Source organism: Pseudomonas sp. Mb7, from assembly GCF_054790525.1.
The window spans coordinates 1,667,544-1,680,847 of sequence record NZ_CP186501.1; the positions used below are offsets into that span (position 1 = coordinate 1,667,544).

General features: G+C 61.4%; 8 protein-coding genes. 5 read left to right on the top strand and 3 right to left on the bottom strand.

Translation table 11 applies throughout. The annotated features are described in order from the left end of the window. Window positions 1–2: 2 nt before the first annotated feature. A complete protein-coding gene (locus ACOYXH_RS07695) occupies window positions 3–2,231 on the bottom strand; it encodes an Ig-like domain-containing protein (protein WP_460410480.1) in 2,229 nt (742 codons plus the stop codon). Window positions 2,232–2,266: 35 nt separating this feature from the next. Continuing rightward, the gene (locus tag ACOYXH_RS07700) at window positions 2,267–3,613 is read right to left on the bottom strand and encodes a hypothetical protein (protein WP_095124765.1); all 1,347 of its coding nucleotides are present in this window, start codon (window positions 3,611–3,613) and stop codon (window positions 2,267–2,269) included. A gap of 549 nt (window positions 3,614–4,162) precedes the next feature. Between ACOYXH_RS07700 and ACOYXH_RS07705 the strand changes: the two genes are divergently transcribed. From ACOYXH_RS07705 to ACOYXH_RS07725, 5 genes are all read left to right on the top strand, one after another. Further along, window positions 4,163–5,611 carry a sensor histidine kinase gene (locus tag ACOYXH_RS07705; RefSeq protein WP_095124764.1) on the top strand — a complete coding sequence of 483 codons (1,449 nt, stop codon included), beginning with the start codon at window positions 4,163–4,165 and terminating at the stop codon, window positions 5,609–5,611. A gap of 166 nt (window positions 5,612–5,777) precedes the next feature. Continuing rightward, complete coding sequence (locus tag ACOYXH_RS07710) at window positions 5,778–8,585, top strand: multicopper oxidase domain-containing protein (RefSeq protein WP_460063964.1); 2,808 nt, start codon at window positions 5,778–5,780, stop codon at window positions 8,583–8,585. After that, window positions 8,582–9,685 carry an SCO family protein gene (locus ACOYXH_RS07715; protein WP_460063966.1) on the top strand — a complete coding sequence of 368 codons (1,104 nt, stop codon included), beginning with the start codon at window positions 8,582–8,584 and terminating at the stop codon, window positions 9,683–9,685. Before ACOYXH_RS07710 ends, ACOYXH_RS07715 begins: the two co-directional genes overlap by 4 nt. A gap of 94 nt (window positions 9,686–9,779) precedes the next feature. Beyond that, on the top strand, window positions 9,780–11,270 hold the full coding sequence (locus tag ACOYXH_RS07720) for a sensor histidine kinase (RefSeq protein ID WP_320414180.1): 1,491 nt from the start codon (window positions 9,780–9,782) through the stop codon (window positions 11,268–11,270). Then, window positions 11,239–12,669 carry a sigma-54-dependent transcriptional regulator gene (locus tag ACOYXH_RS07725; RefSeq protein WP_320414181.1) on the top strand — a complete coding sequence of 477 codons (1,431 nt, stop codon included), beginning with the start codon at window positions 11,239–11,241 and terminating at the stop codon, window positions 12,667–12,669. Before ACOYXH_RS07720 ends, ACOYXH_RS07725 begins: the two co-directional genes overlap by 32 nt. Before the next feature lie 145 nt (window positions 12,670–12,814). Here ACOYXH_RS07725 and ACOYXH_RS07730 read toward each other — a convergent pair whose 3' ends face one another. Next, the gene (locus tag ACOYXH_RS07730; protein ID WP_320414182.1) at window positions 12,815–13,162 is read right to left on the bottom strand and encodes a hypothetical protein; all 348 of its coding nucleotides are present in this window, start codon (window positions 13,160–13,162) and stop codon (window positions 12,815–12,817) included. Window positions 13,163–13,304 lie beyond the last annotated feature (142 nt).

Below are 13,304 nucleotides of genomic sequence, written 5' to 3' on the forward strand. Positions count from 1 at the left end.
GCTTACAGCGTGGTCACCGAGACCGTGCGCACGGTGCCTTGGGACGAGCGGATCGTCGCGGTCGGGTTGGCCGATGGCACCACCAGCGTGTTGTTCAGCGTCAGCCGCCAGCGTCCGGTCAACGGCACCGTGGTGGTACCAAGGGTGATCAGCCCGGAAGGGGTGGTGACCTGCACGGTGATGGTGTTGCCGGTGGTCACTGACGAGGTGCCGGTGAAGTCCCAGTTGAAGCGCCCGCCGGAGCGTGCCTGCACCGTCGACGCGGTAACGGCGAACGTTTCTGCCGCTGGCCGTGGCGACACTTGCACCGTGACCGTGGCCGGCGTCGACAGGGCACCGAAGGCGTCCCGGGCGATGTAGGTGAAGGTCGTGGTGAATGCCGTGGTCACGGTGGCCGGTGGGGTGTAGGTGATCACCGTGCCGTCAGTGCTGACCGTGCCGCGGCCGGCGGCGGGTTGGGTCAGGCTGTTGACGGCCAGCGGCACGTTGCCTTCCGGATCGGTGTCGTTGGCCAGCACGTTGATCGGGATCGCAACACCAAGCGTGGCGACGCTGTCGGCGACGGCGGTCGGTGCCTGGTTGGGCGCGACGGTGATGGTTACGGTCGCCGGGTTGGCCGAGGCCAGACCTTTGGCGTCCTGCGCCTTGTAGGTGAAGGTCGTGGTCAGTGGCGCGTTGACTACCGCTGGCGGCGTATAGACCACCGATGTGGTGCCGTTGAGCGCTACGGTGCCTTGACCGGCGGCCGGTTGAGTCAACGCGGTGATGCCCAGTGGGTTGTTGCCATCGGGATCGCTGTCGTTGGTCAACAGACTGAGGGTGATCGGCACGCCGAAGCTGGTGCTGCCGCTGTCGGCGTTGGTGATCGGCGCCTGGTTTTCACCCGTGTCCGGCGCGTTGCCGACCACGACGACCGCTTCGGTGTCACCTCCGCCGGCGGCAGATTTCACCGTCACGGTAGCGGGTGGCTGAGTCAGGTCGGCGACGGTGATGCGCTGCAGGGTGCCGGTTTTCGACAGACGCCCGTAGCCCTGGGCAACCATGTCGGGGATCGCCACTTCATCGCTCGAAGTGGCCTCGATCAGCAAGCTATGGTTGGCCCAGTTGTAGCGCGCGGTCTGCACTTTCACCACGTCGGTGAGCTTGGCTGATACGGCCGTCGGACGCGTGGTGCCGGCGGGGTTGGTGGCGGTCACGACGACTACCGGAGGTACCGCGCCAGTGCCCAAGCGGTGGCCGAAGAACAGACCATTGTTGTCACCCAACAGACTGGTCTGGCACGGCGTTGGCGGTGGGCCGGGCAGCAGCGCCACGGTTTCGCGGAAGCACAGGGTCGAGCTGTTACTGGCCTTGGCAAACACTTCGGCACGCACGCCAGCGGCTGTGCGGCGATAAGTGGCGCGATCGATTTCCACTTGGGTCTGCTGACGGTTGTCGAGCACTTTGCCGGACAGGCTGAACACGTTCGACTGGATCGTCCCGGCCGGCCCGGTGATGCGCAGGAAGTTGGTGTTGAACGGACTGCCGGTCACCGCTTCGTTGAGGTTCGGGTCACCGACGAAAGTTTCCGTGGCGCCGGTGTCCGGGTTCACTTCGGTGTACGGGCCGTTGACGCTGCGCAGGAACGGTCCGATGGCGCCATTGACGGCACCGGTGAAATTGCCCGGTGCGCCGATGCCGATGTCGCGGGTGATGTTGATCGCGCGGCGTCCGGGCGCGGTGACATTGACCGTCTCGACGCCATACGGGTGCGTGATGGTATAGGTGCCGGCAACGGGTACGTTCACCCGGATGCGAATCCGCGCAAAGCTTTGCTGATCTCCATCGGCCGGATTTTCCGAGGCGAATGCCGCTTCGATCCCGGCGACATAAGCGTCCACGCCATAACCGGCAGCGTTGTCGGCAATCGTGGTTTCGGCCAGGAACCAGAAGGCTTCCGGCGGCCAGTTGTCCGGGAAGATCATCGGCTGGGCGTCGTCGTAGATACCCGGCTCGGCCAGCAGAATGCACATGTAGGCCGGCGGCGTGGTCGCGGCAACGCGCGAACTGGCAGCACGCGACTGGCACAGTTCCATCGACAGCAGATTGTTGTCCTGATACCACATCGGGAATTTCCCGGTGGCGAAGGTGTAGGGGCCGGGGTCGACGGCGGCGAGTTGCGCATAGGCACTGCCGGTCAGCGAGAGAGCGAGCCCGAGCGCGTTGAGCGCAAAGCGTGGCCACTTGTTCATGATGCCTCCTGATGCGGATCTGGGCATGTGAGCGTTCATTGCACGATGACCACTTCTTCGGTATCGCTGCCGCCGTTGGACGACGTCACCCGAACCTTGGCCGGTGGGATCGGCGAGATCCCGGTGGCCAGGGTTTTCACCGCGCCGTCGCCGCCCAGCGCACCGATGGCGGCGCCGCTGCCGGAGGTGGCGGTGAGTACCGGCGGTGAGGTTTCGTCACTGGTCGAGGCGACCACGGTCAGTTGTCCGGAGCTGAGGCTGTATTGCGCGCTCTGGATCACCACCAGATCGGTGAGGGTCATGGGCAGGGTGGTCGGCGTGCTGCTGGCGATGGCCAGGTGGTTGTCGGCGGTCACTTGCAAAGTGGTTGGCAAGGTCGGGTTGACCGAGGACTGCGCGTACCAGCTGCCGGTGCTGTTGGCTTCGGTCATGTTCAGCACCGGGGTGCTGCTGGTCACGGCGACAGTGCCCGGCGCTGGCGGCGCGAGAACGAACACGTCTTGTTGGGCGACCGGCGCGCTGGTTCCCGCTTTGCGCGAGTAGGTGCTGCGCTGGGTAATCATTGGCGTAGGCCGGACCACCGTCGACAACTTGCCGGAGACGGCGAACACGTTCGTCCGCAGATCGAGGCCGTTAGGGCCTTCGATGCGTACGTAGTTAGTGTTGAACGGGCTGCCGGTGACTGCCTCGTTGAGGTTCGGGTCGCCGACGAATTGTTCGGCGGCACCGGTCAGCGGGTTGGTCTCGGTGTACGGGCCGTTGACGCTGCGCAGGAACGGTCCGATGTCACCCTTGAGCGCGCCGTCGTAGGTTTTCGGCGTGCCGATACCGATGTCGCGGGTCATGTTTATTGCGCGCCGCCCGGGGGTGTCGATGTTGAACACATCGACGCCATACGGGTGGGTGATGACGTAGGTGCCGGCGGTGGGCACGTCGACGCGAATGCGGATCCGGGCGAAGCTGACTTGATCGCCCTCGACCGGCTCTTCAGCGGCGAATGCGGCTTCGATGGCGCTGACGTAGCCCAGATCAATCCCCCGTGCGGCGTCGACGAGGGCCGTTTCGCCGGTGAACCAGAACGCTTCGTCGGGAAAGTTTGTCGGGAAGACAATCGGTTGCGCGTCATCGAACACGCCGGGGGTCGGTAGCAGCGAGCACATGTACGACGGCGCGCCGGGGGCGCTGGGTACTCGGGAGCTGAGCGCTTTGGACAGGCACAGATCCAGGGTGCGACCGTGGGAGTCCTGATACCAACTGGCGAAACCGCCGTTGGCCGGCGTGTACGGGCCCGGATCAACAGCAAACAAAGCGGCCTGGGCAATGCCCTGGGCCAATGCGCTCACGACCAGGACAGTCGCGGTTTTGGACAGTAAAGGGTGCATGAGTTAATCCCTCTATCAAAGTACCTGCCCCTTGGGGATGGGTCAGTTGCACAGGGCCTGTACACCTTCCATGCCAAGGTGCGGTGAATGGGCGGCAGAGGGCCGGATTAGAGGGGTTTGCAGGTGTGAGGTTGGGGTTTTTGGCCAGCGGGGAAAGGGCGTCATTCCCCAGAATCGGGGACGGTGGGGATGACATTGAACGTCTGTCAGATGAAGAACCTGTGGGAGCGAGCCTGCTCGCGAATGCGGATGTCCTGTGACGAAAATGTCGACTGACCCACCGCCTTCGCGAGCAAGCTCGCTCCCACAAGTTTCTTCGGTGAACACAAAACCGGTGAGCGAACCAGGCCACTGTGGGAGCGAGCCTGCTCGCGAAAGCGGACTTCCTGTGACGAAAATGTCGACTGACCTGCCGCCTTCGCGAGCAGGCTCGCTCCCACAGGGATTTGTGGAGGTTTGGGCGGCCTTATCGGGGCGATATCCCCGCAACCGGGCAAACCCCCACCCGTGGGCTATAACCCTATAGGGACGTATAGAGAAGTCGCCGCCATGAACATGCAGTCGAAATCGCTTCCGGTCGAGGAGGGCAATCTGCGCTTGGGCTCGCGCAAGCAGTCGTTCAACCTGCTGCGCTGGTTTTCGCTGATCAGCATGGCGGTGATTGGTACCGTGGCCATCGCGCTTGGCGCGGTGTCGACGCGTTTTGTCATTGATGAAAGCGTGCAGCGCGATGCGTTGCTCACCGCCCAGTTCATACAGGCCATCGCCTCGGCCGAGGTACGTCACGTTTCCATTCCCAATATCCGCACGATGGGTGAATTGCTCGACCCGCGTCAGGACACGAACTTTCCCGACGTCAGTCCGCAAGCCCGGGCCGATGCTCGGGGCGAGTTTCTCGATCACATCGAACACTTGCCGGATGTGATTCTGGCCAATATTTATGCGCCCGACCGCCAGGTGATCTGGTCAACCAACCCGGTGCTGATCGGTACCAGCATTCATGCCGACGAGGACCTCGATCGTGCCTTCAACGAAAAGATTCCGGTATCCGCCAGCTACCACGACGTCGACAAGGCCCGCGAAGAACAGAAATTCATCACGCCACCGGACTACATCTTCATCGAGAACTACATTCCGCTGTTTGACGCCGAGGGCAAGAACGTCACAGCAATGGTCGAAATCTACAAGGAGCCCAAGGATCTGATCGCACGCATGGAGCGCGGATTGGTTCTGATCTGGCTGGCCACCGCACTGGGTGGCGGGCTGATTTATCTGGGCCTGTACTGGATCGTGCGGCGCGCGGCGATTCTGCTCGCGGCCCAGCAAAAACAACTGATCGCCAACGAAACCTTTGTCGCCCTGGGCGAGATGTCTTCCGCCGTGGCGCACAGTCTGCGCAATCCGCTGGCGACCATCCGTTCCAGCGCTGAACTGGCGCTGGAGTTCGACGCCGGCCCGGCGCAGAAGAACATCAACGACATCATCGGCCAGGTCGATCGCATGTCGAAATGGGTGCGCGAGCTGCTGCAATCGCTGCGACCGCTCAACGATGACCCGGAACCGGTGAACCTGGTGGCGGCGTTGCACGAAAGCCTTGTCGCGTTTGAACAGCAGATCGCCAGAGCTGGCGTGCAGGTGGTGTTTCATCCGCAGCACACACCGATGGTGCTCAGCCAGCCGGTGCAACTGACACAGATCCTCAACAGCCTGCTGGCCAATGCGCTGGAGGCGATGGACAAGGGCGGCACGCTGACCGTCAGCCTGGAACCGAGCGAAGACCGTGGCGTGTGCGTGGTGCTCAGCGACACCGGTAAAGGCATGAACGAAGAGCAACGGACCATGGCGTTCCGGCCGTTTTTCACCACCAAGTCTGGCGGTCTCGGGGTCGGTCTGGTGCTGGTCAAGCGCATCATGGAGCGCTTCGGTGGCGGCGTGACTCTCGACAGCCGCGAAGGCGAGGGCACCACCGTTCGTCTGGCGTTTCAGCTAGTGCCGTAAATCGGCAAAATTTATCTGAACTTCCCCCATCAGTGGGTGTCAAGCCCCGGTCACCGGGGAGTGGGGAAACCCACAGCATCCTCAACTCCCTGTAACAACTGGAAATAATTTCTTGGCTCACTAGTTGCAAAACACCATCACCCCTTCCTTGATGAGGCGGCTGGTGATGGACAGAGCAACGCGTGACCCAAGCAACACTTTCCTGCTGACGCCTCTGAGCGTCTTTCTGATGTTGACCCTCGGCAGCATGGCCGGCGTCCGCGCCAGCCCCATCGATGACGAGCGACAGCCAGAAACCTCCGACCCGTCGGCGTACTACGACGAACCGGCCGACCGCGCCGGCGCGCTCAACGCGATCTTGACCATGCCTGAGGCCAACGAAGACTCATTCGATTTGCCGGACGGGGTCAAAGGCGACCGCGCCGAGACTCGCATCGAAAACGTCTTGCCACCGTCCGTGCAAACCAGTTTCAACTACCCCACCAACGGCAAGCCGAGCCCGCTCTATGGCGCGCAACCGTTCACCCAGCAGTTGACCTTGTTCGAAGAGTTCGGCCCGGAAAAACTCGACCCAACCACCCCGGCCGCGCCGCTGCCGTTTCCACCAGCGGCGATCGGCCCGGCACCGGCTCAGGACCCGAACAACGTCGCCCGCAGCGCGCCACCCGGCACTGCGCTTGATGCGTTCCTGCGCCAACCGGGGCTAACGCCGTTCCCCAGCCAGTTCGCCAACGTGGTCGACCGCAACCCGTGGCAGGCGCAGATCGAGGTGTACCTCAACCGGCACATCGGCTCGTCCGCCGAAGGTCGGCCACCCGGAAAAGGCTGGGCGCATCAGCGCTGGAACGAGTTCTACCCGCAAGTCGCCTACAAAACCGCGCAGACCGGTGCACGTCTCAATGGTGGCCTGCGTGACAGCGTGCAAATGCACCATTACGCCGTCGGTGAGTTCGGCCCCGGCGGCCTGTATCACAACGTCGCTGGCGTGCCGCTGACCGATGGCACCGCCAAGGGTGTCGACCCGCGTTTCCACCCGGCGATGCCGGCGCAAAACCACAACTCGGTGTGGACCTTCGACGGTACGTTGCCGCCAAAACTGTTGATGGTGCGCTACGGCCAACCGGTGATGATGCGCCACTACAACGGCTTGCCGATCGACCCGTCGGCCAACCGTGGATTCGGTTTGCATACGATCAGCACCCACGAGCACAACGGTCACGCGCCGGCAGAAAGCGACGGCTATGCCAACGCGTTCTTCTTCCCTGGGCAGTTCTATGACTATCGCTGGCCGATCCAGCTGGCCGGTTACGACAGCATCAACACCAAGGCCGAAGACCCGCGCGCGGCGTTCCCCTGCGCACCGGGCGAAACCCTGTGGGTCAACGATCTCGCACCGGCGAAGAAGACCTGCGACAACGGCACCATCAAGATCCGCGGCGATTGGCGCGAGACCATGAGCACCCACTGGTTCCACGATCACATGCTCGATTTCACCGCGCAGAATGTCTACAAGGGCAACGCGGCGATGATGAACTACTACAGCGCGCTGGATCGCGGCAACGAGTCGGTGGACGACGGCGTTAACCTGCGTCTGCCCAGCGGCAGTGCCTTGCCATGGGGCAACCGTGACTACGACGTCAACCTGGTGTTTGCCGACAAGGCGTGGGATCAGGAAGGGCAGTTGTGGTTCAACCCGTTCAACACCGACGGCTTCCTCGGTGACCAATTACTGGTCAACTGGCAGTGGAAACCGACCCTCGACGTGCGCGCACGCAGCTATCGCTTCCGCATTCTCAACGGCTCGGTGTCGCGCTACTTCAAACTGGCGCTGGTGCGGGAAATCAAAGGCACCAGCGGCGAGTTCCAAGGGCCGAAAAACTCCGGTGTGTCGTACAGCCGTGTGCCGTTCCACATGATCGCCAACGACGGCAACATCATGGAGCACAGCGTACCGTTTGACGGCAGCATGGATCTCGATGCCGATGGCGACAAACAGAACCACAACGCGATCCTGCCGACTCAGGGCATCGCCGAGCGCTTCGACATCATCGTCAACTTTTCGAAAAACGGCATCAAGCCAGGCGATAAGCTGTTCTTCGTCAACCTGCAGGCTCACGACGACGGCAAGGGACCCAAAGACGTCATCCCGTTGGGAGACATCCTGTCGGAGAGATACCTGGCGGTGATCAAGCAGACCAGCAAGGGCCCGCAATGGGACAGAGGTGACCCGGCGGTAGGCAAGGTCTTGCAGCTTAACGTCAAGGCTTACACCGGTCAGGATCTGGCGATGAACCCGGCAGCCTACGAACCGGCCAAACCGGGCAAGGCTGAAGGGCTGGTGATGATCCCGCTGAAGATCCACCGCGACAACGCCGCCGACAAAGTGCTACTGACCAAGGCCCGTCACCGCACCTTCACCTTCGGCCGCTCTGACGGCACCGATGAGGCGCCGTGGACAGTCAAGACCGATGGCGGCTTCGGTTTCCACATGGACCCGCGTCGCCTGAACGCTTCGACTCAGCTGTCCAGCGGCCCGACCGATGCTGGTGTCACCGGGTTCGGCACCCTCGAAGTGTGGAACATCAAGGCCGGCGGCACGGGCTGGAGCCATCCGGTGCATGTGCACTTCGAGGAGGGGATCATCCTCAGTCGCGGCGGCAAGGCCCCGCCAGAGTGGGAAAAATGGGCACGCAAGGACGTCTATCGCATCGGCTCGGAAAAGGACGGTCTGGACAGCGTCGAAATGGCGATCAACTTCCGCGAGTTTGCCGGGACGTACATGGAGCACTGTCACAACACCCAGCATGAAGACAACTCGATGCTGCTGCGTTGGGACCTGGAGAAACCCGGGCAATTGCAACTGATGCCAACCCCACTGCCGAGCTGGGACGGTGTGCGCTACGTCAACTCCGCCGCGCTGCCTACCTTCCGCAACGGTGACGGTATGGGCCCACAAGTGGTGGTCAAGCCATGAACCGCCGCCACGGCGACCGTCAACCGCTGCATACCCCGCGCTCCCGGGCGTTGGGCATGCACTTGGTGCTGATGCTGGTGGCCTGCGTGCTCGGCAGCCGTGTGCTGCTGGCACACCAGGCTAGCGTCGGCGAACCGCCAGCGGCCAGTGAATCCGCCACCCCGTGGGGTGGCGACTATTTCCCCAACACCCTGCTGACCGATCAGGACGGTCGGCAGATGCATTTCTTCGATGACCTGATCAAAGACAAAGTGGTGGTGATCAACTTCATCTTCACCTCGTGCAGCGACTCTTGCCCACTGGAAACTGCACGCCTGCGTCAGGTGCAGAAACTGCTCGGTGATCGGGTCGGCCAGGACATTTTCTTTTACTCGATCAGCATCGACCCGCTCAGCGACACGCCCGAAGTGCTCAAGGCTTATTCGCAACGCTTCAAGGTCGGCCCCGGCTGGAGGTTTCTCACCGGCGAATTCGAAGACGTCACCGACCTGCGCAAGAAGCTCGGGCTGTTCATCGAAGGCGTCGACAACGGTCGCAGCAAGGATCACAACCTCAGCCTGATCGTCGGTAACCAGAGCACCGGGCGTTGGATGAAGGCCTCGCCGTTCGAAAACCCGTGGATCCTCGCCGATCAACTGGCCAACACCCTGCAGAACTGGAAACAGCCGAGCATCGAAGAAAGCTACGCCAATGCCCCGGACATTCGCCCGCCCAGCAATGGCGAAGAACTGTTCCGCACCCGCTGCGCCTCGTGCCACAGCCTCGGCCCTATGGATGGGCAGGGCATCGGCATGCGCAGCATCGGCCCGGACTTGATTGGCGTAACCCGCCGCCGCGATCCCGAGTGGTTGAATCGCTGGATCCGCGAACCGGATCGCTTGCTCGCGGAAAAAGATCCGATCGCGTTGCAACTGTATGAACAATTCGAGCGAATTCCGATGCCCAACCTGCGCCTCGACGAGCCGTCCGCGCAGTCGATCATCGACTTTCTCAGCGATGAAACAGAGCGTCAGCAACCGTCCACTGCGGCCATGACCGACGGTGCTTTGACGCCAGTAAAACCGGGCGATCCAGCCGCGACGGTGAGTCAGATGCGGTAGCGGCGAAATAGCATTATTGAACCGTGTGTCGCGGTCAGAGCCACCTACACTGATGGCTGTAAGCAGCGCGATATAAAACTCCAGGGCCACTCCCATGCAGCGACTGGAAGCACAAAAAACCTCTGCACCGAACGCATCGGTCGCATGCAAGGGCTGGCGCGAGCAGTTCAATTTGCTGCGCTGGTTCTCGCTCGCGAGTTTTTTCATCATCGCCGCCGTGGCGTTGGGGCTGGGTTATATCTCCACACGCTTCGTGGTCACCGAAAGTGTCGAGCGCGATGCGCTGCTGACCGCGCAATTCGTTGAGGCCATTGGCGCGGCGGAAATGCGCCACGCCAAAATCAATCCGAACCGGACGATGGGCGAAATGCTCGACCCGCGCCAGGACGGCAACTTCCCAGATGTCGACCCTGTGTTACAGGCTTCTGCGCGTATCGAATTTCTTGACCATGTCGAACACCTGCCGGACATTCTCCTGGCCACGGTGTACGCCTTGGATCGCACGGTGATCTGGTCGACCAACGCTGAGCTTATCGGTGTGCACATCAAGGATGACGATGAACTCGACGAATCATTCGAGATGAAAGTGCCGGTGTCCTCCAGCTACCACAAGATCGACGATGAGAAACCCGAGCAACAAATGCTGCGCGAACCGAAATACCTGTTCATCGAGAACTACATCCCGATGTTCAATGCTGACAAAAGCAAAGTCGTCGCCATGGTTGAGGTCTACAAGGAGCCGGCGGATCTGGTCGACCGCATCGATCGTGGATTCGCCTCGATCTGGGCGGCGACTTGCTTCGGCGGTGCGGCGATTTTTCTAGCCTTGTTCTGGATCGTCCGCCGCGCGGCGAAATTGCTGCAGAGCCAGCAGCAACAACTGATCAGCAACGAAACCTTCGTCGCCCTCGGCGAGATGTCCTCGGCGGTGGCGCACAGCCTGCGCAATCCACTGGCGACCATTCGTTCCAGCGCCGAACTGGCCCAGGAAGTCGCCAGCCCCGGTGCGCAACGCAATATTGGCGACATCATCAGTCAGGTCGATCGCATGTCACGCTGGGTACGTGAGTTGCTGGTGTCGCTGAGGCCGATGAATGACGACGGCGAGGCGGTGGATCTGGTCATGGCGGTCGAAGACACCGTTGGCGCCTTCGAAGCATTGATCAAACGCTGCAATGTCGAAGTGCGATTCAGTCCGCAGAATTGCGCGCCGGTCGTCAGTCAAAAGGTGCTGCTCACGCAAATACTCAATAGCCTGTTTGCCAATGCCCTGGAAGCCATGCCCAAGGGCGGTGTGCTCAGCGTCGAGTTCGAATCGCCGCAGCCGGACAGCGTGCGCATGACCCTGAGCGACACCGGTAAGGGCATGAGCGCGCAGCAGCAACTGTTGGTGTTCAAACCGTTTTTTACCACCAAGCAGGGCGGCCTCGGGGTTGGCCTGGCGTTGGTCAAAAGAATCATGGAGCGTTTTCAGGGCTCGGTCGTTTTGACCAGCAAAGAGCAGGAGGGAACCCGCGTCAGTCTCAACTTCAAAGTGGCATCGGGAGGGGAATATGGAACACAGCATTCTGCTGGTCGAGGATGACGAACTGCTGGCCGAGAATATTCAGACCTACCTGGAGCGCAAGGACTTCGAGGTGACGGTCTGCCATTCGGCCGAAGACGCGCTGGGGCAACTGGAAACCTTCATGCCCGACATCGTACTGACCGACAACTCGCTGCCGGGCATGAGCGGCCACGACCTGATCCAGAAGCTGCGCATCAGCGCGCCGGATCTGAAAGTGATCATGATGACCGGCTACGGCAACGTCGAAGATGCCGTGGTGGCAATGAAGGAGGGCGCCTTTCATTACGTAACCAAACCGGTCGCGCTGACGGAGCTCAAACTGCTGCTCGACAAGGCCCTGGCCACCGAACGGATGGAGCGCACGCTGTCGTTCTATCAGGAGCGCGAGGCGCAGAAGTCTGGGGTGCAGGCGCTGATTGGCGACTCGGCGCCGATGCAGTATTTGAAGAACACCATCGGCCAGTTGCTCGATGCCGAGCGGCGCATGGCTAACACCGATCTGCCCCCGGTTTTGGTGGAGGGTGAGACCGGTACCGGCAAGGAATTGGTGGCGCGGGCGCTGCACTTCGACGGCCCGCGCAGCAAAGGTCCGTTTATTGAATTCAACTGTGCGTCGATCCCGTCGAATCTGGTCGAGTCGGAGTTGTTCGGCCATGAGAAGGGTGCGTTCACCGACGCCAAGGATCGCCGGGTCGGGTTAGTGGAAGCGGCGGATGGCGGCACGCTGTTTCTCGATGAGATTGGCGAGATGGACCTGCTGTTGCAGGCGAAGATTTTGAAGTTGCTGGAGGATCGCACCATTCGCCGCGTCGGCTCGGTGAAGGAGCGTAAGGTCAATCTGCGGGTGATCAGCGCGACCAACTGCAACCTGGAGCAGATGGTGCAGCAGGGGAAATTCCGTCGCGATCTGTTTTTCCGCTTGCGGATCATTTCGATCAAGGTGCCGCGCCTGTATGCGCGGGGTGAAGATATCTTGCTGCTGGCGCGGCACTTCCTCGCCAGTCACGGCAAACGCTATGGCAAGCCGAATCTGCATTTCAGCCAGCAGGCCGAAGAATTGCTGCTCAGTTACACCTGGCCGGGCAATGTGCGCGAGTTGCGCAACATGCTTGAGCAAACGGTGTTGCTGGCGCCGAGCGACACGATTGCCGCGCATCAATTGAACGTGTGCATGAGCCTGGTCGACGAGCCGCCGCTGCATATTCATGAAGCGCCGGTGCACTACGAACCACGTCCAGCGAGCAATATGGAGTCGATGAACCTGCCGGAAGTCGAACGCGACATGGTGCGCAAGATGCTCGACAAGACCGACTGGAACGTCACCAAGTCCGCGCGCCTGCTGGGCCTGAGCCGCGACATGCTGCGCTACCGCATCGAAAAACTCGGCCTCGCCCGGCCGGATAAACGGCAGTGGTAGCCCCACCGCAAATCCCCTGTAGGAGTGAGCCTGCTCGCGATAGCGGTGTGTCAGTCGACCTTTTTATTACTGACACACCGCTATCGCGAGCAGGCTCACTCCTACACGGGATCGGTGGTGCCGCAGATGTTGTGAGCAACCCGGATCAATGCTGCTGCCGACTCAAACACTCCAGCACACAACCCGGATCCAACACCTCGTCATTCACATAAATCCCACGCTCGGCATCGTACGTGCGGATAAACACCCGCACCGTCGCATCCGCCACGGTCGGCAACTGCGAATCGTAGAATTCATGGTCACCCGGAAGCACCACAAAATCCTGCGGCGCCGTATCGTCGTAAGGCTTGGGCGGTGTGGAACTCAGTGAATACGGAGCAGGGTGAGCGAAGGGCTGGTTGGGCCCGTAATAATTGAAATTGCTGTCCAGCGCTTGCGCCTGAGTGGCAGCGAGCAGACAGCCGGTCAACAACAGCCGATCGAGCATTTGCATGGCGGCACCTGCGAGTGCGGTTTTCCCCAAGGCTATTAACTATAGCTGCCCACGCCCCCAACGCTCGATCCACATCGGATCCCAAGGAATTGGCTTACAAGTTTGCAACAACCGCAATTGCCGGGCTGATCTAGACTCGGAT

What these genes read in the sequence shown, in the direction of transcription:
- ACOYXH_RS07695 (WP_460410480.1), bottom strand. Translation starts at nt 2,231, where the DNA reads ATGAACAAGTGGCCACGCTTTGCGCTCAACGCGCTCGGGCTCGCTCTC.
- ACOYXH_RS07700 (WP_095124765.1), bottom strand. Translation starts at nt 3,613, where the DNA reads ATGCACCCTTTACTGTCCAAAACCGCGACTGTCCTGGTCGTGAGCGCA.
- ACOYXH_RS07705 (WP_095124764.1), top strand. Translation starts at nt 4,163, where the DNA reads ATGAACATGCAGTCGAAATCGCTTCCGGTCGAGGAGGGCAATCTGCGC.
- ACOYXH_RS07710 (WP_460063964.1), top strand. Translation starts at nt 5,778, where the DNA reads ATGGACAGAGCAACGCGTGACCCAAGCAACACTTTCCTGCTGACGCCT.
- ACOYXH_RS07715 (WP_460063966.1), top strand. Translation starts at nt 8,582, where the DNA reads ATGAACCGCCGCCACGGCGACCGTCAACCGCTGCATACCCCGCGCTCC.
- ACOYXH_RS07720 (WP_320414180.1), top strand. Translation starts at nt 9,780, where the DNA reads ATGCAGCGACTGGAAGCACAAAAAACCTCTGCACCGAACGCATCGGTC.
- ACOYXH_RS07725 (WP_320414181.1), top strand. Translation starts at nt 11,239, where the DNA reads ATGGAACACAGCATTCTGCTGGTCGAGGATGACGAACTGCTGGCCGAG.
- ACOYXH_RS07730 (WP_320414182.1), bottom strand. Translation starts at nt 13,162, where the DNA reads ATGCAAATGCTCGATCGGCTGTTGTTGACCGGCTGTCTGCTCGCTGCC.